Consider the following 19,617-nt stretch of genomic DNA (forward strand, 5'->3'; position numbering starts at 1 on the left):
CTTTCATTTAAGTTTACTCTTTTTAAGTATAGTTGTCTATACCAGTTAGGGTGGTGAAACAGGAACAGGATAAAATACTGTTTTGGGTTCATCATTGAAAGTGATAAAATAGAGCTGTATTTCTGAATCGCCTGTGATAAAAGGAGGAAGAAACGTGCCGAAAGTTCGTACGAAGGACATAATGGAACAATTTCATCTTGAACTGGTAAGTGGGGAAGAAGGGATTAATCGTCCCATTACAATCAGTGATCTTTCCAGACCAGGTATTGAAATGGCTGGTTATTTTACATATTACCCAAAAGAAAGAGTTCAACTTTTAGGGAAAACAGAGCTTTCTTTTTTTGAACAGCTCCCAGAACGCGAACGAAAGCAGAGAATGATGTCTCTTTGTACAGATATTACCCCTGCCATTATTTTGTCACGCGATCGTGATGTCCCGAAGGAATTAATCGAAGCATCAAATGAAAATGGCGTGCCCGTTTTACGATCTAGCCTAAAAACGACAAGACTTTCGAGTCGATTGACCAACTTTTTAGAAAGTAAGCTTGCACCAACGACTGCCATTCATGGTGTGCTCGTAGATGTATATGGTGTAGGTGTGTTGTTAATTGGGAAAAGCGGAGTAGGAAAAAGTGAAACAGCCTTAGAATTAGTGAAGAGGGGACATCGGCTGGTCGCAGACGATTGCGTTGAAATCCGTCAAGAGGATCAGGATACGTTAGTCGGAAGTGCACCAGAGCTGATTGAACATCTTTTAGAAATCCGCGGGTTAGGCATTATTAATGTGATGACCTTATTTGGAGCAGGCGCTGTCAGAAGCTATAAGAGAATTACGATTGTAATGAACCTTGAGCTTTGGGAACAAGGCAAACAGTATGATCGTTTAGGACTTGAAGAAGAGAAAATGCGAATCATCGATACTGATGTGCCGAAGCTGACGATCCCTGTGCGGCCAGGTCGAAACTTAGCGGTCATCATTGAGGTGGCTGCGATGAACTTCAGGCTGAAACGTATGGGACATAATGCAGCAGAACAATTTACAAGTAAACTTGCCGATGTCATTGAAGACAATGGCCAAGATGAATAGGAGTTGACTATATGAACGAAGCAATTCAGCCAATTGATCCGATTGCTTTTCACCTCGGACCTATTTCGGTTCATTGGTATGGTGTGATTATTGGGGTCGGGGCCTTGCTTGGACTTTGGCTCGCCCTGAGAGAATGTGAAAAAAGAGGAATCAATAAAGATACGTTCATTGACTTAATCTTATTTGCCATTCCAATAGCGATTATTTGTGCCCGAATTTATTATGTATCCTTCGAATGGGATTACTATCAGCAGCACCCAAACGAAATCATTAAGATTTGGAATGGTGGAATTGCGATTCACGGCGGGCTGATCGGTGCCGTGCTGACAGCCATCATTTTTACAAAAGTGAGAAAGGTATCCTTTTGGAAAATAGCTGACGTCGCAGCACCTAGTATTTTACTAGGGCAGGCAATTGGACGCTGGGGGAACTTTATTAACCAAGAAGCGCACGGTGAGGCGGTTTCAAGAACCTTTTTAGAAAATTTGCATCTGCCTGAGTTTATCATTAATCAAATGTATATTGATGGTACCTATTATCACCCGACGTTCTTATACGAATCATTATGGAATCTTGTTGGTGTTGTCATCTTGATTTTATTACGCAGAACTTCGCTGCGCAGAGGCGAAATCTTCTTGTCTTATTTAATTTGGTATTCAATCGGCCGTTTTTTCATTGAAGGGATGAGAACAGACAGCTTAATGCTGACAGAGCATCTTCGAATCGCACAGATGATTTCGATTGCGATATTCGCAGTGGCTATTCTACTGATTTTCTTTAGAAGAATGAAAGGATACGCATCGATTCCGTATAAAGAGAACAACTCATCGAATTAAGCAGGGGGGATCAGAAGAAGATGGGAGAGACATGGAAAAACGGCTTGAAAGCAGGGCTATCGACAACTTGGACACTTGGTAAAGTCATCTTTCCAGTGACCATTCTCGTCAGTATCTTGCAGCATACGCCTGTCATGGATTGGATCATCCGATTCATTCAGCCATTTATGGGGCTGTTTGGTCTTTCGGGGGAAGCGGCTATTCCGCTTGTATTAGGAAATATGCTGAATTTGTATGCGGGGATTGCTGCCATTTTGACATTAGAGCTTCCTGTGAAGGAAGTGTTTATTTTGGCAGTGATGCTGTCCTTTTGCCATAACTTGATCATCGAATCAACAGTGGCAGCAAAGGTTGGACTGAGGGTATCTGTGATTTTGTTGGTCAGAATCAGTCTTGCTGTTATTTCTGCTATTGTCATTCATCTCGTTTGGCAGGGAGGCGAGGAGCCGGCGCAATATGGACTGCTTAGTGCAGCTCAGGCGGCTGATGTGCCTTCTAGCTGGTACATGATCGTCCTTCTTGCTTTACAAAAAGCTGTACTCGGTGTGCTCCAGCTCGCATGTATTGTTATCCCGCTCATGATCATCATTCAATTCATGAGAGATTTAGGGTGGCTCCATACACTGTCTAAGTGGCTGTCACCTTTTACTAGAATGCTTGGAATGAAAGAAAATACGTCTATGACGATGGTGGCTGGATTAACGATTGGTCTCGCTTATGGAGCCGGTGTGATGATGAAGGCAGTGGAAGAGGACGGTGTGAGTAAAAAGGACTTAACCCTCGCCTTTATTTTCCTTGTTGCCTGCCATGCGGTGGTCGAAGATACGCTGGTTTTTATTCCACTTGGTATTCCAGTATGGCCGCTTCTTGTGATCCGCCTGTTTTCTGCAATTTTATTGACAGCTGCTATTAGCTATATTTGGCGGAAGCGGGAACTTGCAGCTGTTAGAAAGGAAGCCATATGAACGAATCGACGATCAACACAGTGCTATTTGATTTAGATGGCACATTAATCAATACAAATGAATTAATTATTGCTTCATTTCAGCATACGCTGGATCATTATTACCCTGGTCAGTACAGCCGTGAGGATATTCTTCATTTCATTGGTCCGTCCTTGTTTGATACATTCTCTGCGATGGACCCTGATTTGACGAATGATATGATTCAGATGTACCGCACGTTTAATCATAAGCAGCATGATCTGCTTGTGACTGAATATGAGACCGTTATCGACACATTGAAAGTTCTGCAGGATCGAGGATTTAAGCTCGGTATTGTCACAACGAAGATACGGGATACGGTTTTAATGGGATTGAAGCTGACCGGTTTAGAGCCGTTCTTTGAGGTCATTGTGACGCTTGATGATGTGCAAAATGAGAAGCCGCATCCGGAGCCTGTTCAGCTGGCATTATCAAAGCTTGGCAGTGATCCGCATGAAGCGGTGATGGTCGGTGATAATTATCACGACATTTTGTCTGGTCAAGCGGCAGGGACAAAAACGGCAGGTGTTGCTTGGTCGATTAAGGGAGAAGAGGCCCTTTTAAAGCATCGCCCTGATTTCATGCTGAAGAAAATGAGTGATCTCCTGGCGATTGTTGGAGCTGATTAAGTTGAGAAAAACAGATCGTTATCCTGTAAAAGGGGTCAATTCGCTGCGGCAAGTCTATCGGACAGTTCCCTTTTTCAAAGTGGTGAAAAACTTCATTTTTATTCAAATGGCAAGGTACACGCCTTTTATGGGAATGAAAAATTGGATATACCGAACCTTTCTTCGTATGAAGGTCGGCGAGGATACGGCGTTCGCCTTAATGGTGATGGTTGACCTGATGTTTCCTGAGAAAATCACTGTCGGTCGAAATAGTGTGATCGGCTATAACACGACCATTTTGTCCCATGAGTATTTGATTAAAGAGTACAGACTTGGGGAAGTCTATATTGGTGATGAAGTCTTAATTGGAGCTAATTCAACTATTTTACCTGGTGTGACCATTGGGGATGGAGCGATCGTATCGGCTGGTACACTTGTTCATAAGGATGTGCCAGCAGGCTCATTTGTTGGAGGAAATCCAATGCGCATGATTTATACGAAAGAAGAAATGGAAGCACGTCAATCTACGTCTGCTGAGTAGCTCGGCAGACTTTTTTGTTGACAATGTGACATGGTGTAACTATAATGATTACAACAGAGGTGAGAAAACATGAAAATCAGCAGCAGATTTACTGTCGCTGTCCATATTCTGGCCTTGCTATCACTTGAAAAAGGATCATTACAGACATCGGAGGATATCGCGGGAAGTGTGAATACAAACCCAGTGGTCATCCGCCGCATTATGAGTAAATTAAAAAAAGCAGGCCTAATCTCAACGAGTCTTGGCAAAGGTGGTTCTCAGCTGAACCGCAGTGAAGACGACATCACACTGCTCGATGTGTATAAAGCGGTTGAAGTCGTGGATGAGGGAGAATTGTTTCAAATTCATGAAAGCCCAAATCCTGACTGTCCGATCGGTGCAAATATTCAAGCGGTGCTTGAATTAATTTTATGCCGCGCTCAAAGTGCGATGGAGCAAGTACTTGCTGAGATCAAATTAAGTGAACTAACGCATGTGCTAATCAAAAAAATTGGATGATCAATTCAATTTTTTTTACTCTTGTTGTAACTATATTGATTACAACAAGGGGGGCATTTTAAAATAGCTATCTGAGACTCCTTTAATCGTAGTTGGCGGAGCAGGCAATCTATTGGTTAATGAGGCAAAAACAACAAGGCTTGTGGAACACCAGTGTTACCTAAGGAGTCTGCTGCTATGGCTTTACAGCAAGGAGAATTGATGGTTTCAAATGGACCTTCTTAGTCCAATTGCATTCTTTGATCTAGTTAGCAAAAGTACAGGTTCTTACGGGGGAATCACAATGTTAAGGAAATATAAAAAGCCGAAATTCCCGAGTGTTATAAGTGAGAAATTAGGCTTTCGTTACTTCAGAAGAGCGTCATTTTATGGAGTAATTAAGAAATGACTGATTTTTGTAGACTTTCTAATAAGGACATTCCTATATTTTCATCGTCATTTCTACCTAATCTATAATTGGCTAAAACTACGGAGGCAACTTTCTTTTCTTTATCAATCCCTAAAAATGAACTAAAACAACCTGTTCCACCACCATGAAAAATAACATGATTGTTTTTCTTTAAAAGGAACCATCCAAGGCCCATATCATATTTTTTTGTTCCATTTCCATGTTTTTTATGACAAAGCGACAAATATGGATGATCTTCGTAAATGTTGACTTTTGCATATTTGAGTAAATCATCAGCAGTGGAACTGATTGCACCCGCAGGTGATATAAGATTCTCTTTGTTCCATTTCCAGTTACCGTACTCATTATTTTTTCTGTCGTAACCATGTAAATTATTATTTGATGTGCCTAAATAAGTATCGTTTAGTCCAAGCTCATTATGAAGAAAGTCATTCATAGTGTCCCAATATCCCTTGCCTGATGCAATCCCCAACGCATACCCAATAAGTGATATACCAAAATTTGAATATTTCCATGAATAATCCATGTCCTTTAATGTATGATTTTTAATGAGCATTTTCATTTTGTTAAAATCCATATTTAATGGATTATTCATATTCAAATCCCCACTGCCAAAAATCAAACCTAAAATTAAGTTAGAATATTCCCGTCTATTTAATGGCAGTCTTGCTGAATATCCAGAAGAGTGGGTAGCAAGGCGGAGCAATGTAGGATAATAATTGTCTCCTTTAACTTCTTCTGTGAATTTTTGTATTGAATCGTTTATTGATAGTTTTTTTTCAAATACATATTTAGATAGCAAAGATGAAGTAAAAGTCTTTGTAATAGAACCAATTTCATAATGGTATTTTTTTGATGAATCAAGTTCACCGTGTTCATTATAAATTGTTATTACAGAATGATTGTCTGTTAAATAGCCAACCGTTAATTTTAAATGTTTTTTTCCTCTACAGGCTCTTTTAATTAATCGTAATGTTTCATCACTGATTTCAAACATAATTGATCTTCCTTTCTTTGGTTGTGGGAATATTTAGAAAAGTTCATTTATTATTCAAAAAATAAATTTTTCACATTTTATTTCTCTTATTAATTGTTTGAATTCTTCGTTTCTCAAACTCCTTCATTACTTTTATTTGTAATTCACTATGATCTTCATCCATTTGTAAGTGACCATCTTTTTCAAATCCATCTTGTTCTTCACCGTCAAAACTATAAAGTTTCTTTAAAAGGTTCCACATTGTTTCTAATTCTTCAGTTGATAACTTGTTAAATAGTTCTTCCAAAAAAAAGATTCCTTTTTCTGAAACGACTAGCAATACTTCTTTTCCAGTTTGAGTTATTTTTACATTAATCGCACGTTTATCTTTCTTACTAGGAACTACGTGGACAAACCCCTTGTTTTCCATAATTGTGATTAACTGTTTTACGCTCTGTTTTGTGGTACCTAGTTTTCTAGCTATATTATTTAAAGTTGTTTCATCTTCAGGTAAATGCGCAATTGCTATCATTGCCATATACTGCCTGGATGTCAAAAGTTCAAGGAACTTGTCACCTCTCATCTGAATTTTATTTGCTAGAGAAAATAAAGTACCGTACGTTTGCTGCATTAAAAAAAGTTCTCTGTAAATATCCATAATTAACCTCCAATTTAGTCAATATACTGTCTAAATTAAGTGTATCACATTAGTCAATATACTGTCTATTTTATTTAGAATCGAAAAATCTCTTAAGAAGAAGACTCCAGTTTGCAACCGGATATTTCAAGTTGAATTTTTATAATTAATGGAGAATTAAAAACAACCTCTATGCATACTAATAGAGGTTGTTTTTTACGCTTTAATGATAATCGCTTGACTACCCATCTGTTCCCAAGAATCTTCAAACTGATCGCGATCGACTTTTTGATTCTTTTCTCCGTATGGGTTATTTAAGTAGACATGCTCCTTGTCATAGCCTGTGATGACCACGCTATGCATATTAAAGCTTACATCGATTTTGCCATTGGGTGTATTCCATGTTTCGATTTTATCTATTTTGTCAAAGGTGGATGTGGTAATCACCCAAACAGGATACCCTTTTTCAAGTGATTGATAAATGGCTTTTTTGACAGGTTTTCCGCTTAAATCGACGACTTGAGCGCCTGCATATTTTTTCGCAAGCTGATAAATAGGTTTATGGTATACACCGAGACCGGGTCCATTCTCCATATCTCCTACAAACCCGTCACGTGGGTCTCCTTTTAAACCATTTTCATAATTGAGCGGAACACGTTTGATTTCATTTGCCAATGCGTTTTTCGTTACTTGCTCATAGCCGCTGTAATGAAGCAGCATCGCTAAGCTCGTGACTTCGCATCCGTTATAAAGCTTTGGCGCATCCATTTGATTGTAGAGAATGACGTCCATGGCTTTTTTGCTTCCTTTTAATGAATGATGTGTGGTTTCTGCTTTTTTCGTTGAACGAGTTTCTTCAGCTGCAAGTGCCGTATCGTTTTCTTTTGCTGCTTTTTGCGGCGAAGCTGTTTTCTTGACTTGATCGATTTGTGAAACGTATATAAAGCCGAAATAAACAAGACATGCGCACAACAAAGTTAAGATGAATGTATGGATGAACTTCACTGTTAATCTCCTGTGTTATTCAATATTTTTAAGTATTATAGCACGTTCCTTCATCGAACATACAGAAAAGGCACAGGTGTCACTTGAATGTAATAATTCCAGAATATGTTGATGAAAATAGGGAGAAATAAAAATGATTGATTTAATCACTTTATTTTGTTAGCATATTATCATATTAGCGAACTAAAGGATTCGGAATTTTTTGTTTTAATGTGTTGGAGGTGCGGAAGAACATGTTTATGTTTGAGAAACCATATGGTATGCGGGATTCATTACCTGGATTGTATGAGACGAAGAAGAAAGTGAGACATTCTTTAACAGAGGTCATGAACGGTTGGGGTTTCCGTTTGATGGAGACACCAACACTTGAATTTTACGATACGGTCGGTGTGCAATCGGCGATTACTGATACACAGCTTTTTAAGCTTCTTGATCAAAACGGGCAAACTCTAGTGCTGAGACCTGATATGACAGGTCCGATTGCAAGGGTGGCGGCTTCTAAGCTTCACAAGCAGGCGTATCCGCTTCGTGTTGGGTATGCAGCGAGTGTGTTCCGTGCCCAGGAAAGAGAAGGCGGAAGGCCGTCAGAATTTGAGCAGGTCGGAATTGAATTGATTGGTGATGGTTCAATTAGTGCAGATGCTGAAGTCATCGCGCTTGCCGTATTTGCCTTAAAAAATGCCGGGCTAAGGTCCTTCAAAATTGCGATCGGGCATGTCGCTTTAGCAGAGACGTTATTTGTAGATGTACTCGGAAATACAGAGCGTGCAAATGTCCTTCGGCGCTTCTTATATGAAAAGAATTATGTGGGATACCGTCAGCATGTGAAACAATTACCGCTCTCCTCCATCGATAAAACGAGGCTGTTACAGCTTTTAGAGTTAAGAGGCGGCCAAGAGGTTATAGAGCGGGCAGAGGAAATCGTCGTTTCACAAGAAGGAAAAGAGGTGCTCGCACAGTTAAAGTCGCTTTGGGAGACACTTGAAGATTACGGCTGTACAGAATATATCCGTTTAGATTTAAGCATGGTGAGTCATATGAGCTATTATACGGGTATTTTGTTTGAAGTATTTGCAGATCATGTTGGGTCGGTCATCGGAAGCGGCGGGAGATATGATCAATTGCTTGCTCATTTTGATGCACCTGCACCAGCTACAGGGTTCGGACTTCGACTAGACCGTCTTCTTGAAGCGCTCGATGCAAAAGAAATCATTGAGCCGCAGGAGGCTGTGATTTTTAGTAAAGAACAAAGACTGGAAGCCTTTGCATTTGCAGAAAAGGAGCGGTCAAAAGGGAAGAAGATCGTCCTGCAAGACTTAGCGGGGATTGAAAATATTGACGCGATGACCAAGGCATTTGAACAGGTGACTTATTTTATCGGCGCTAGAAAGGAAGAGCGAAATGGGTAAAGTGTTGACGATGGCGATGCCAAAGGGCCGGATATTTGAAGAAGCAGTAGGGCTGTTAAGACAGGCGGGGTACCAGCTGCCAGAGGAATTCGAGGATTCAAGAAAATTAATCATTGATGTACCAGAAGAAAACCTCCGCTTTATTTTAGCCAAGCCAATGGATGTGACCACCTACGTAGAGCATGGTGTGGCGGATGTTGGCATTGCAGGGAAGGATGTCATGCTTGAAGAAGCTCGTGATGTGTACGAAGTGCTCGATTTAAACATCAGTAAATGTCATTTAGCTGTTGCTGGCTTGCCAGGAACGAGCTGGGGTGGTGTCGCACCGCGTGTGGCAACAAAGTACCCAAATGTCGCATCGTCCTATTTTAGAGAGCAAGGGGAGCAGGTGGAGATCATTAAGCTGAATGGTTCCATAGAATTAGCACCGCTCATTGGGCTTGCCGATCGCATTGTAGACATTGTCTCTACAGGTCAAACACTAAAAGAAAATGGACTTGTGGAAACGGAACATATTTGTGATATCACGTCACGTTTTATTGTCAATCCTGTGAGCTACAGGATGAAGGATACGGTGATTGATGAAATGGCGCAGCGTCTTGCAAGAATCATTGGAGAAGGGGAGGAAACATCATGAACATCACCTGCATACAAGAAGGTGAGACAGATACTCTCTCACTCAAACGGTCCTTAGATACAGGAACAGAAGAGCAGCGTCAGGCTGTTCAGCGCATTATACAAGAAGTGAGAACAAATGGTGATGAAGCTGTACGGTCTTTTACAAAGCAATTTGACGGAGTGTTGATTGAAGATCCACTTGTCACGGAGGATGAAATGGCAAAAGCCTGTGACCGCTTGGATAAAGAGATGGTTCAGATTATCCAAACGGCTATCAAGCATATTCGCACATACCACGAGCGGCAGCTCACGTCCTCTTGGTTTTATCACCAAAAGGACGGTTCAATGCTTGGTCAAAAGGTGACACCGCTTGATGCGGTAGGTGTGTATGTCCCCGGTGGAACAGCTGCCTATCCATCATCTGTATTAATGAATGTGATCCCTGCGCTAGTCGCTGGCGTTGAACGAATCGTACTTGTGACTCCCCCTGGGAAAGATGGCCGTCTCTCTGACGCTGTCTTGGCTGCGGCGAAGGAGCTTGGTATTTCTGAAATGTATAAAATGGGCGGTGCACAGGCGGTTGCGGCACTTGCCTATGGAACGGAAGGCATCAAGCCTGTTGATAAAATCACAGGTCCAGGCAACATTTATGTCGCACTGGCAAAGCGGGAAGTATTTGGTCAGGTAGATATTGATATGATTGCAGGTCCAAGTGAAATTGCAGTTCTAGCAGACGAAACAGCAGTCGCGCATGAGGTAGCGGCGGATTTACTTTCGCAGGCAGAGCATGATGCGCTGGCATCTAGTATTTTGGTGACACCGTCTAAGACACTTGCTGAAAGCGTGCAGGCTGAAGTAAGAAAGCAGCTTGATACTTTGCCTAGAAAATCAATCGCAGCAAAATCTATACAAGATCATGGCCGTATTTACGTGACAGAATCAATTGATCGTGCAGTAGACGTCATCAATCAATTAGCACCAGAGCACTTAGAGGTGCTGACAGCATACCCAGAATCACTTCTTGGTCAAATCAAGCATGCTGGCGCAATTTTCTTGGGACGCTATAGTCCAGAGCCGGTGGGCGATTATTTTGCAGGGCCGAATCATGTGCTGCCAACAAACGGAACAGCTCGATTCTCCAGCCCGCTTGGTGTGACTGATTTTCAAAAGAAAACGAGCATTATTTCATATAGTCAAGAAGCCTTTGAAACACACCGGGAAAGCATTGCGGCTTTTGCCAGATTAGAAGGGCTTGAAGCACATGCAAGGTCGATTGAAGCGAGAAAGCGGGAGGAATCGTAATGAGACAGGCGAAAACAGCGAGAAAAACAAATGAAACGAACATTTCATTAGCGCTAGAAATTGATGGAGAAGGAAAAGCGGATATTCAAACAGATGTCCCTTTCATGACGCACATGCTTGATTTATTTACGAAGCATGGACACTTTAATTTGACCGTCGATGCGAAAGGAGATACGGATGTTGATGATCACCACACAACAGAAGATATCGGCATTGTACTTGGGCAAATGTTTAAGGAAGCGTTAGGCGATAAAAAAGGGATTAAGCGGTATGGCTCCAGCTTTGTTCCGATGGATGAAACACTTGCCCAGGTCGTGGTCGACTTAAGCAACCGTCCTCATTTGGAAATGAGAGCGGCCTTTCCTAGTCAAAAGGTTGGTACCTTTGATACAGAGCTAGTACATGAGTTTCTGTGGAAATTTGCACTTGAAGCCCGGATCAACCTTCATGTCATTGTTCACTACGGAACCAATACACACCATATGATTGAAGCCATTTTTAAAGCGATGGCACGTGCCTTAGATGAAGCAACAACCATTGATCCACGTGTGAAAGGAATTCCTTCAACAAAGGGGATGCTCTAATGATCGGAGTCATTGATTACGGAATGGGAAATTTGTTCAGCGTATCAAAAGCACTGGAACGAGCAGGTGCCCGCTATATCGTCTCCTCTGATGTGGAGGAGCTGAAAAAAGCAGATGCTTATATATTGCCCGGAGTAGGTTCGTTTCGTGATGCAATGCAGCTGTTAAAAGAGACTGGACTTGAGGCGTTTATTAACCAAGTTGTGCAGGAAGGAAAGCTGTTATTCGGCATTTGCCTTGGCATGCAGCTGTTGTTTGAAGAAAGCGAAGAGGCAGGCCTCACAAAAGGATTGGGGCTGTTAAAAGGGCGTGTCGTTCTTTTAAAGGATCGTGATCAGGACGGGCAAAGGCTGAAGGTACCTCATATGGGGTGGAATGAGCTCACGTTTCATCAGCCTTCCCCATTGTTTGACGGTGTACCAGAAGGATTTGCATACTTTGTCCACTCTTATTATGTGAGCGATATGAATCCAGATGAGCAATTAGCAAGCGCAGACTATGGTGTTCAAGTACCAGCTGTTGTTGGCAAGGGAAATGTGCTTGGAGCACAGTTTCACCCTGAAAAAAGCAGTACAACGGGAATGGCGCTGCTCAAACAATTTATTCAATTAGCAAACGAACAGAGGGTGAGCAAATGAGTGAGTTTACATTATATCCGGCGATTGATATGAGAAATGGCAAATGTGTACGTCTTGTGCAAGGAGATTATGATCAAGAAACCATTTATGGAGATTCACCGCTCGAAATGGCTGCGCAATTTGCGAAGGATGGAGCAGCATGGATTCATCTTGTGGATCTAGATGGTGCAAAAGCAGGGAAACGTGTCAATCATGAGCATGTGCTGGCGATTGCTTCTTCCTTAGATGTGAAGGTACAAATCGGCGGCGGTATTCGGACGGAAGAAGACGTTGCCTTTTATTTAAAGAGCGGCGTAGATAGAGTGATTCTCGGCAGCTCAGCTGTTTCGAACCCAGCCTTTGTGAAAAAAATGCTGGCGCAATATGGAGAGAAAATCGCAATTGGGATTGATGCGCGAAATGGCTTTGTATCGACTGAAGGATGGCTTGAAACATCTAAAGTAAAGGCAGAGGAACTCGGCAGGGAATTGGCAAAGGAAGGCGCAGAGGTCTTTATTTTCACCGATATTCAAATGGATGGTATGCTGTCTGGTCCCAATGTAGAAAGCACGGTTCGCTTAGCAGAAGCAACCGGCAAACAAGTGATTGCTTCAGGTGGTGTCAGCGCAGTAGCTGATCTTCAAAAGCTGTCAGCGCAAAAACAGTCTGGTGTGTCTGGTGCGATCGTTGGAAAAGCACTTTACACAAAGCAGTTTACTTTAGCAGAAGCATTTGAAGGGCTTGACCGCATATGATGACAAAACGAATCATTCCATGTCTTGATGTGAAGGAAGGGCGTGTTGTCAAAGGGGTGCAGTTCCTAGGCTTAAAGGATGCTGGTGATCCGGTTGAATTGGCGCAGATCTATGATGAGGAAGGGGCGGATGAACTCGTCTTTCTTGATATTTCTGCTTCTCATGAAGGCCGGAAAACGATGGTGGATGTGGTCAAACAAGTCGCGTCCACTCTTGCGATACCATTTACGGTGGGAGGCGGGATTAACCACCTTGATGACATGAAGCGTATATTAAGAGCGGGTGCAGACAAAGTATCTGTCAACACAGCAGCTGTGTTAAGGCCGGAACTGATTTCAGAAGGTGCTGACTTTTTTGGCTCCCAGTGTATCGTTGTTGCAATTGATGCAAAATACGATGAAGAGAAAAAAGCATACATGGTCTATACACACGGAGGACGCCGTCAAACAGATTTAGAGGTCAGCGACTGGGCGAAGGAAGCTCTGCAGAGAGGGGCAGGAGAGATTTTGCTGACAAGTATGGATGCTGATGGTGAAAAGACAGGCTTTGATCATCGATTGACAAAGCTTGTATCAGAGGCAGTCACTGTGCCAGTGATCGCTTCTGGCGGTGCTGGCAATGCCCAGCATATGCTCGAGGCCTTTACAAAAGGAGAAGCTGATGCAGCATTAGCAGCCTCCATTTTCCATTATAAAGAAACCTCCATTCATGAGGTGAAGACATATTTGAGAGAACACGGGGTGAAGGTCAGATGAAACAGGCAAATGAATTAACCTTTAATGAAGCAGGCCTGATTCCTGCGATTGTACAGGATGCTCAAAGTAAGGAAGTATTGACGCTTGCATATATGAATCAAGAATCCTATGAAAAAACGCTGGAGACAGGTGAAACATGGTTTTATAGCCGGTCGAGAAACGAGCTTTGGCACAAAGGCGCCACCTCTGGACATACCCAGCAAGTGATTTCTATTCGATATGACTGTGACAAGGACGCTCTGCTTGTCCTTGTCGCACCAAGCGGCCCAGCCTGCCATACTGGCAGCTATAGCTGTTTTTCGGAAGAAGGGGTAAAACGCCTTAGCGAAGAGCAGGAACGTTTTGCGATATTAAATGAACTTGAACAGGTCATTGCAAAGCGTCAGGCGGAAATGCCAGAAGGGGCTTATACAACCTATCTATTTGAAAAAGGGGTCGATAAAATCCTGAAAAAGGTAGGGGAAGAGGCGTCTGAGGTGATTATTGCAGCGAAAAACCGGGATCAAGAAGAATTGAAATGGGAAACGGCTGACCTCCTCTATCATCTTCTTGTATTATTACGCGAACAGCAATTGCCGCTTGATGATGTATTAAAGGTATTAAAAAAACGTCATCAAGGTGAATGAAAAGCCGGGGGATATCCCAGGCTTTTTATGCTTAAATGAAAAACAAATCCTTCCTTTCCTTTTGTTCTATGTGACGACTGGTGAAGTATGTTATACTACACACGGTACACTGTTCGAAATGGAGGGTATCGGTGAGTAAATACACTTCTCATAATAATCACACACAAGTCGTCCAGCTATTTCAAGATGGGCATTACTTTTTTCATAAAGGTCTTAAAGCATATAGAGAAAGAAATCTGTCTAGGGCAAGTAAGCTGATACAGCGGGCCATCGTACTTGAGCCTGAAAATGTAGAAATGCTGTCACAGCTTGCCATTATTTATACTGAAATGGGTCATTACCAGCAATCAAACGAACTGCTTGATTTTATCCTTGAACACATCGATGAAAACATGTCTGAGTGCCACTATTTTAAAGCCAATAATTATGCGAATCTCGGACTGTTTCAAGAGGCATATAAATCAGCTACTGCTTATGCCGCGCTGGAAGAGAACGGGGAATTTGCGGATGAAAATGACGACCTTCTTGACCTGCTCGATATGAGCGACGAAGAGGACGAAGATTTTCCTTATGATCAGGATGACCTGATTGTGAAGCAGGATCAAGCAAACCATTTGCTAGAAAGCGGCAGACTCGATGAAGCCATAGAGATGCTGGAACAGATGATTGTTGAGTATCCAGAATTTTGGTCGGCGTATAATAATCTCGCTTTGGCCTATTTTTATTCTGGCCGAATCCATCAGGCGAAAGAAATGTTGAACCGGGTCCTTCATGAAAATCCCGGTAATCTGCATGCCCTTTGCAATCAGCTAGTCTTCTACCATTATGAAAAAGAAGAAGAAAAGGTCAACGTGTTAGCAAAGCAGTTAACGCACGTGTATCCAATACTAAGTGAACAGCGTTATAAGCTTGGTGCAACATTTGCCCTTGTGGGAGAATTTGAATGGGCCTTTAAATGGCTTTATTCTTTGTACAAAACAGGTTTTCAAGGAGATAGTACATTTTTATACTGGCTTGCAAGCGCAGCCTATCATACAGGCCACAAGACGCTCGCCCAAACGGTTTGGGATAAGATGGTGGAAGAAGATATCGATGCAGATGAAATCAAGCCGTGGCAGGATAAACCTGAGGTGACTGAGCCAATGGTCTCGATTGAGGAGCGGCTGACTGCGTACTATGTCAGTAAACAAAAAGGGGAACGTGACGTTCTGCAGTCTGTCCTTGATGCACGCGCAGCGAAAACGGCCTTTGAACAGCAATTCATAGAACTGCTTTTATATGAAGATGAAATGAAAGAAAAGTCTTTTTCAGAAGATGCAGTTTTTGCAAAACAAGCGGCATCCAGTCTGGAGGAAGCGGTTCAGCCTGACAGCCATATGCCTTATTTTTGGTTATTCCATATTATTCAGCAGGCACGTGCTTCTGGTATTGATAAGAAAAATGCACCTGCCTGGGCAGCAGCATCTTATTATCTATGGATGAATGAACAAGAAGCAGCTCTCAGCAAAAAAGATGTTGCGTCCGCTTTTCAGATCAGTGTTCAAACACTGTCTAAATACGAACGAGAGATCTGTACGTTAATCGATTAAATTAGGTAAATAGATTCAGAACATCCCAGCATGGCCGAAAAGGTCATGCTTTTTTCTTGGATAAAAAGGTGGGATTTGCAAGGAATTGGCGAAGTATGACAATCACGACATGTTTTTGAAACATAAATGTAATAAAAATATTAGCTCATTTTGTCGATGTCTCATGTATAATGAAACTCGTGGATAAAACAAAGATAGATATTTAAATATTTTACTATACATAATGAAACACCTAGTGATAGAAACAATCTGGTCAACATCTGACTGAACAATCAGGAAGAAAGACATAGAGAGCACAGATTGGTCGCAGAGAATTTGCTGCTTTCTAATGTCGCTTGGGAAATTTTCAAAGGAGGAACTATTCGTGAAAAAGTTTATTACTTTCGGTTTAGCTTCGGTGATCGGAGCGAGCGGTTTATTTATTCCATTTACGCATGAAGCAAACGCACAGAACTTTGAACAAAAGAAACAAGAACTAGACAGCAAGCAATCTGAGGTAAACAAGAATCTTCAAAAGAAAAAAGAAGAGCTTTCAAAGCTTGAAGCAAAACAAGAGGCACTTGCACAAAAGCTTAAAGATATTGATGAGAAAGCTTTAAAAACAAGTGATCAAATCGAAGAAAAACAAAAAGAAAATGAAAAAACAAAAAAAGAAATCAAAGCACTGAAAAAAGAAATTGCTGATACGGAAAAACGTATTGAAGAAAGAAACGAGTTCTTGAAAAAGCGTGTACGTGCCCTTCAAGAGAGCGGCGGTTCTACGAAATACATAGATGTATTACTAGGAGCAAAAAGCTTTAGCGATTTCATCAGCCGTGCAGGTGCAGTATCTACACTGATCAACGCAGACAGTGAAATCATTAAAGAGCAGGAAAAAGACAAAGCAGAACTTCAAAAGTCTGAAAACGAATTAAACACAAAGCTTGAAAATGTGCAAAACACACTTGCAAAGCTTGAAACGCTTCAATCAGACTTGAATAAACAGCTTGATGAAAAAGACAAGCTATTCAAGCAAGTGAAAAAGCAAAAAGGAAGTGCTTTTTCTGAAATCAGCGAGTTAAACAGTGAGGCTAACAGCATTGCATCTGAAAAAGACGCAACAATCGCTGCACAAAAACAAGCTGAAAAAGAAGCAAGAGAAGCAGCTCAAAAAGCAAAAGAAGAAAAAGCGCAAAGACAACAGCAGCAGCGTCAAGCTAGTGTTCAAGCGGAAGACAACAGCTCAAGTAACGATAGCAGCCCGTCTTCAAGTAACAGTGGATCATCTAATGACAACAATAACAGCAACAGCAGTGCACCAAGCAAGAAGCCATCTTCTGGCGGCGGATCACCTGTCAGCAGTAACGTAGGCGGAATTGAAGGTGCGATCAGCACAGGTTCTACGATTGTTGGACAATCTCCATATAAATGGGGCGGCGGCAGATCACAAGCCGATATTGACGCACGTCGTTTTGACTGTTCTTCATTCGTTCGCTGGGCATTTGCATCAGCAGGCATCAACCTTGGACCAGTTGGCGGTACAACAACAGATACGCTTGTAGGTAAAGGAAGAGCTGTAAGTGCATCTGACATGAAACGCGGAGACCTTGTGTTCTTTGATACGTATAAAGTAAATGGACACGTTGGTATTTACTTAGGAAACGGTTCATTCTTGAACGATAACAGCTCTCGCGGTGTTTCAGTTGACTCAATGAACAACGTATACTGGAAAAAAGCTTTCAATGGCGTTGTAAGAAGAGTCGTTGAATAAATCATTACTTTTTATATAACCGTAAACAGGCTTCCTTAAACAGCAGTTTAAGGAAGCTTTTTCTTTTATTGAAGATATGAGCAAATGATTCGCTTATTCCCCGCAGATTTAATAGGATATGGGTAAGGAATAAAAGCTAAGAGTGGAAATGATGCTCTCTGTCATGAATGGAAGCATCACCCAAGGGCATTCTAATAAGAAATGCGAGCAGCAATTGAAGAGGGAGTGACAGTTGTGTCAGAAGAAAAAATCTACGATACGATCATCATTGGAGCGGGTCCTGCCGGAATGACAGCCGCTGTTTATACATCACGGGGAAATCTTTCAACATTAATGATTGAAAGAGGAATTCCAGGCGGACAAATGGCGAATACGGAAGATGTCGAGAACTATCCTGGCTTTGAAAGCATTTTAGGGCCGGAACTTTCAAATAAAATGTTTGAGCATGCGAAGAAATTCGGTGCAGAGTATGCATATGGCGATATTAAAGAAATCGTGAACGGTGAAGAATATAAAATCGTCAAAGCCGGCTCAAAAGAATACAAAGGACGCTCTGTCATTATCGCGGCAGGGGCTGAATACAAAAAAATCGGTGCACCAGGTGAAAAAGAACTTGGCGGCCGTGGCGTATCATATTGTGCAGTATGTGACGGGGCATTCTTTAAAAACAAAGAGCTTGTCGTCATCGGCGGCGGTGATTCTGCGGTAGAAGAGGGTGTGTATCTCACACGCTTCGCTTCTAAAGTAACAATTATTCATAGACGCGATAAACTTCGTGCACAAAGCATTTTACAAGCACGTGCCTTTGATAATGAAAAAATTGACTTCAAGTGGAACAAAACCGTCAAACAGATCAATGAAGAAAACGGGAAAGTCGGCAGTGTGACATTGGTTGATACGGTGACTGGTGAAGAAGAAGACTTTAAAACAGACGGCGCCTTTATCTATATCGGCATGCTGCCACTGTCTAAACCATTTGAAAATCTCGGCATTACAAATAAAGAAGGCTACATTGAGACAAACGAAAGAATGGAAACAAGAGTGGAAGGTATTTTCGCCGCTGGTGACATTCGAGAAAAAACACTTCGTCAAATTGTGACAGCAACAGGTGACGGAAGTATTGCAGCACAAAGCGCACAGCATTATGTAGAAGAGCTTGCTGAAAAACTCAAAGCAACGAAATAAAAGGCTGTCGTAAATCCTTAATATAGCGTCATGGGCTTTTAACTGGAATGTAACACGGGTGAAATAATTTTCCGTTATGATAAAACTAGTAATTGACCCCCTTTTATAAGGAATACATGTTTGGCACGGATGTGAATCCGTGTCCTTTTTTTTGCCTGAAATCAGAAATTCACGAGATGTTCACAAATGACGCATGGAGAACCGTTAGATGCTGTAAAATAAAGAGTAGAGAAATTGCCCGTTACATCATTCAAACGAAAACCGGTCTGTTTTCGGGGAAGAACGGGCATGTTCATTGTGGGAGTCAGGTTGAACCTGTATAATAAGTTAAAGACATAAAAGAGTAGGTGACAGCTGATGCAACGAGTAACCAATTGTGTGCTGCATCACGAAGATCAAGTTCTCTTGCTGCAAAAGCCAAGACGGGGCTGGTGGGTAGCACCGGGCGGCAAAATGGAAAGCGGAGAATCGGTCAAGGATTCAGTCGTTCGAGAATATAGAGAAGAAACAGGTATTTATATTTTAAATCCGCAGCTGAAAGGTGTTTTTACCTTTATCATAAAAGAAGGCGATCAAATCGTTCAAGAGTGGATGATGTTCACCTTTATGGCAGATTCATTTACTGGAAAAAACGTTACAGAGTCAGAGGAAGGCATTTTAAAATGGCATGACGTAAAGGATGTGCCTCATTTGCCGATGGCCCCAGGAGATTCCCATATTCTTGATTTCATGCTTAAAGGAAAAGGGCTTCTGCACGGCACTTTTACGTATACACCCGATTTTGAGCTGATTGCTTATCGGTTAGATCCTCAGGGAGAATAATACATGAACCGTTTTCATAAAGAAG

Annotated in this window: 21 protein-coding genes; 18 read left to right on the forward strand and 3 right to left on the reverse strand. The window is 41.8% G+C overall.

Translation table 11 applies throughout. The features are described 5' to 3' along the window. Nucleotides 1-154: 154 nt before the first annotated feature. The 6 genes from hprK (at nt 155) to AAZR19_RS17070 (ending at nt 4,553) form a co-directional block, all read left to right on the forward strand. Nucleotides 155-1,087 (forward strand): HPr(Ser) kinase/phosphatase, encoded by a 933-nt coding sequence (hprK, locus tag AAZR19_RS17045; protein WP_024423572.1) that lies wholly within the window; start codon nt 155-157, stop codon nt 1,085-1,087. A gap of 11 nt (nt 1,088-1,098) precedes the next feature. After that, nucleotides 1,099-1,923: a prolipoprotein diacylglyceryl transferase gene (gene lgt / locus AAZR19_RS17050; RefSeq protein ID WP_041107942.1), complete on the forward strand. Its 825-nt coding sequence runs from the start codon at nt 1,099-1,101 to the stop codon at nt 1,921-1,923. A gap of 20 nt (nt 1,924-1,943) precedes the next feature. Beyond that, nucleotides 1,944-2,888: a nucleoside recognition domain-containing protein gene (locus tag AAZR19_RS17055; RefSeq protein ID WP_041107940.1), complete on the forward strand. Its 945-nt coding sequence runs from the start codon at nt 1,944-1,946 to the stop codon at nt 2,886-2,888. Next, nucleotides 2,885-3,535 (forward strand): pyrophosphatase PpaX, encoded by a 651-nt coding sequence (ppaX, locus tag AAZR19_RS17060; protein ID WP_041107938.1) that lies wholly within the window; start codon nt 2,885-2,887, stop codon nt 3,533-3,535. Before AAZR19_RS17055 ends, ppaX begins: the two co-directional genes overlap by 4 nt. Nucleotide 3,536: 1 nt before the next feature. Beyond that, nucleotides 3,537-4,055, forward strand: a complete 519-nt coding sequence (locus AAZR19_RS17065; RefSeq protein WP_024423568.1) for an acyltransferase — start codon at nt 3,537-3,539, stop codon at nt 4,053-4,055. Between the two features lie 69 nt (nt 4,056-4,124). Further along, nucleotides 4,125-4,553: an Rrf2 family transcriptional regulator gene (locus AAZR19_RS17070; RefSeq protein ID WP_024423567.1), complete on the forward strand. Its 429-nt coding sequence runs from the start codon at nt 4,125-4,127 to the stop codon at nt 4,551-4,553. 377 nt (nt 4,554-4,930) lie between these two features. Here AAZR19_RS17070 and AAZR19_RS17075 read toward each other — a convergent pair whose 3' ends face one another. From AAZR19_RS17075 to AAZR19_RS17085, 3 genes are all read right to left on the reverse strand, one after another. Beyond that, a complete protein-coding gene (locus AAZR19_RS17075) occupies nt 4,931-5,959 on the reverse strand; it encodes a serine hydrolase domain-containing protein (protein WP_434703814.1) in 1,029 nt (342 codons plus the stop codon). A gap of 70 nt (nt 5,960-6,029) precedes the next feature. Further along, the gene (locus AAZR19_RS17080) at nt 6,030-6,596 is read right to left on the reverse strand and encodes a MarR family winged helix-turn-helix transcriptional regulator (protein WP_041107934.1); all 567 of its coding nucleotides are present in this window, start codon (nt 6,594-6,596) and stop codon (nt 6,030-6,032) included. A 195-nt stretch (nt 6,597-6,791) separates the two neighbouring features. Next, the gene (locus AAZR19_RS17085; RefSeq protein WP_041107932.1) at nt 6,792-7,580 is read right to left on the reverse strand and encodes a C39 family peptidase; all 789 of its coding nucleotides are present in this window, start codon (nt 7,578-7,580) and stop codon (nt 6,792-6,794) included. A 233-nt stretch (nt 7,581-7,813) separates the two neighbouring features. On the opposite strand from AAZR19_RS17085, the gene AAZR19_RS17090 reads away from it, so the two are divergent. The 12 genes from AAZR19_RS17090 to AAZR19_RS17145 all read left to right on the forward strand — a co-directional run bounded on the left by AAZR19_RS17090 (nt 7,814) and on the right by AAZR19_RS17145 (nt 19,592). After that, the gene (locus AAZR19_RS17090) at nt 7,814-8,989 is read left to right on the forward strand and encodes an ATP phosphoribosyltransferase regulatory subunit (RefSeq protein ID WP_041107930.1); all 1,176 of its coding nucleotides are present in this window, start codon (nt 7,814-7,816) and stop codon (nt 8,987-8,989) included. Beyond that, on the forward strand, nt 8,982-9,626 hold the full coding sequence (hisG, locus tag AAZR19_RS17095; protein WP_041107928.1) for an ATP phosphoribosyltransferase: 645 nt from the start codon (nt 8,982-8,984) through the stop codon (nt 9,624-9,626). Before AAZR19_RS17090 ends, hisG begins: the two co-directional genes overlap by 8 nt. After that, nucleotides 9,623-10,909 carry a histidinol dehydrogenase gene (hisD, locus tag AAZR19_RS17100; protein WP_041107926.1) on the forward strand — a complete coding sequence of 429 codons (1,287 nt, stop codon included), beginning with the start codon at nt 9,623-9,625 and terminating at the stop codon, nt 10,907-10,909. Before hisG ends, hisD begins: the two co-directional genes overlap by 4 nt. Beyond that, the gene (gene hisB, locus AAZR19_RS17105; RefSeq protein ID WP_024423560.1) at nt 10,909-11,493 is read left to right on the forward strand and encodes an imidazoleglycerol-phosphate dehydratase HisB; all 585 of its coding nucleotides are present in this window, start codon (nt 10,909-10,911) and stop codon (nt 11,491-11,493) included. Before hisD ends, hisB begins: the two co-directional genes overlap by 1 nt. Next, nucleotides 11,493-12,131 carry an imidazole glycerol phosphate synthase subunit HisH gene (hisH, locus tag AAZR19_RS17110; RefSeq protein WP_434703818.1) on the forward strand — a complete coding sequence of 213 codons (639 nt, stop codon included), beginning with the start codon at nt 11,493-11,495 and terminating at the stop codon, nt 12,129-12,131. The genes hisB and hisH overlap by 1 nt, the downstream gene beginning before the upstream one ends. Continuing rightward, nucleotides 12,128-12,865 (forward strand): 1-(5-phosphoribosyl)-5-[(5-phosphoribosylamino)methylideneamino]imidazole-4-carboxamide isomerase, encoded by a 738-nt coding sequence (gene hisA, locus AAZR19_RS17115; protein ID WP_087976109.1) that lies wholly within the window; start codon nt 12,128-12,130, stop codon nt 12,863-12,865. The genes hisH and hisA overlap by 4 nt, the downstream gene beginning before the upstream one ends. Further along, complete coding sequence (gene hisF, locus AAZR19_RS17120; protein WP_434703820.1) at nt 12,862-13,620, forward strand: imidazole glycerol phosphate synthase subunit HisF; 759 nt, start codon at nt 12,862-12,864, stop codon at nt 13,618-13,620. The genes hisA and hisF overlap by 4 nt, the downstream gene beginning before the upstream one ends. Next, the gene (gene hisIE / locus AAZR19_RS17125) at nt 13,617-14,246 is read left to right on the forward strand and encodes a bifunctional phosphoribosyl-AMP cyclohydrolase/phosphoribosyl-ATP diphosphatase HisIE (RefSeq protein WP_024423556.1); all 630 of its coding nucleotides are present in this window, start codon (nt 13,617-13,619) and stop codon (nt 14,244-14,246) included. The genes hisF and hisIE overlap by 4 nt, the downstream gene beginning before the upstream one ends. A 131-nt stretch (nt 14,247-14,377) precedes the next feature. Continuing rightward, nucleotides 14,378-15,835 carry a tetratricopeptide repeat protein gene (locus tag AAZR19_RS17130; RefSeq protein WP_434703823.1) on the forward strand — a complete coding sequence of 486 codons (1,458 nt, stop codon included), beginning with the start codon at nt 14,378-14,380 and terminating at the stop codon, nt 15,833-15,835. Nucleotides 15,836-16,199: 364 nt separating this feature from the next. After that, entirely contained in the window at nt 16,200-17,585 is a 1,386-nt protein-coding gene (locus AAZR19_RS17135) for a PcsB-like coiled-coil domain-containing protein (RefSeq protein ID WP_041107916.1), read from the forward strand. Nucleotides 17,586-17,819: 234 nt separating this feature from the next. Continuing rightward, on the forward strand, nt 17,820-18,770 hold the full coding sequence (gene trxB / locus AAZR19_RS17140; RefSeq protein ID WP_024427675.1) for a thioredoxin-disulfide reductase: 951 nt from the start codon (nt 17,820-17,822) through the stop codon (nt 18,768-18,770). A gap of 357 nt (nt 18,771-19,127) precedes the next feature. Continuing rightward, nucleotides 19,128-19,592 carry an 8-oxo-dGTP diphosphatase gene (locus AAZR19_RS17145; RefSeq protein ID WP_024423553.1) on the forward strand — a complete coding sequence of 155 codons (465 nt, stop codon included), beginning with the start codon at nt 19,128-19,130 and terminating at the stop codon, nt 19,590-19,592. Nucleotides 19,593-19,617: the final 25 nt, after the last annotated feature.

The sequence above is a fragment of the Bacillus sp. Je.9.29.b genome, from assembly GCF_051129925.1.
Lineage (GTDB): Bacteria > Bacillota > Bacilli > Bacillales > Bacillaceae > Bacillus > Bacillus safensis.